Source organism: Candidatus Symbiothrix dinenymphae, assembly GCF_001431085.1.
Genome location: NZ_BBRU01000102.1, coordinates 1 through 902, shown reverse-complemented (window position 1 = coordinate 902; position 902 = coordinate 1). Strand labels below are relative to the sequence as shown.

General features: G+C 43.9%; 1 protein-coding gene. It reads right to left on the bottom strand.

Features of this window, described 5'->3' with window-relative positions:
- Positions 1-527: hypothetical protein (locus tag ASC50_RS01645; RefSeq protein WP_226995323.1), on the bottom strand; the 527-nt coding region annotated here is incomplete at its 3' end.
- Positions 528-902 lie beyond the last annotated feature (375 nt).

Here is a 902-nt window from a genome sequence, read left to right as displayed (position 1 = left end):
GTTTTGAGCAAAGGCGGCTTGCCCAGCGCAATCCATCGCGTAGCACTCCCCCGATTGGAGAGAAGTTTCCCTGTAGTAAAATGCCGCACTTCCACCGTAAAGCGGTAATGCCCTTCGGGCAATTGTCCGGTGCGGTGATAGGCATCCTTAGTGTAGCCTTTGAATGCTAAGTTATTGATATTGAAATAGTCGGCGAGGTCGTTCCCAAAGAGCATACGCGCCTCCCCACCACTCAGGTAGATAGCCCGAGTGAGGATATTTGGAACAGTTTCGATGGTGACACCACTCATTGTTTCTATTTTTAAATGTAAACGGACAGGCACGTTATTTATTGTAACGTCCTTAACCAAAATAGTAGCCACCAACTGCTGCGACCCCGCCTGAACATAGTCTGACAACGAAAGCGAGTAAGGCGGCGTAAGTTGCGTAGTAACAAAAATAGGATAAGCCTGCTGCCCAAAGCCCGTCAGCGTGGAGCAGGCTATGAGAAGCATAAGAAAAACCCTATTTAGACTATTGTAACGCATAATTTCAATTTTTTAGCAGGGGATTGCGGGTCAAGCCCGCAATGACACCTTTAACTCATATAAATAACGCGGCAAAAGTAGAGGTCTTTTTCCACACCACCAAACATTTTTTGTTATCTTTTTGTTATCATTTTCATATCTTTTTGTTATCGTTTTCATATTGTTTTGTTATCGTTTTGTTATCATCGCTTGTGTGGTGCGTTTTCGGCAGGATTATGGATTTTATCGGTATCGTAGTGACGGGGTGCGCCCGCCCCGTTTTTTACAAAAAATCTGCAAAAATACTTTGTCAAATTAAAACAATAGGTATAAGCGTTATCAGTCTCCACCAAAGGGGGGAAAGTCCCTGCCTTGCACTTTCAGAGGGTAAAAATA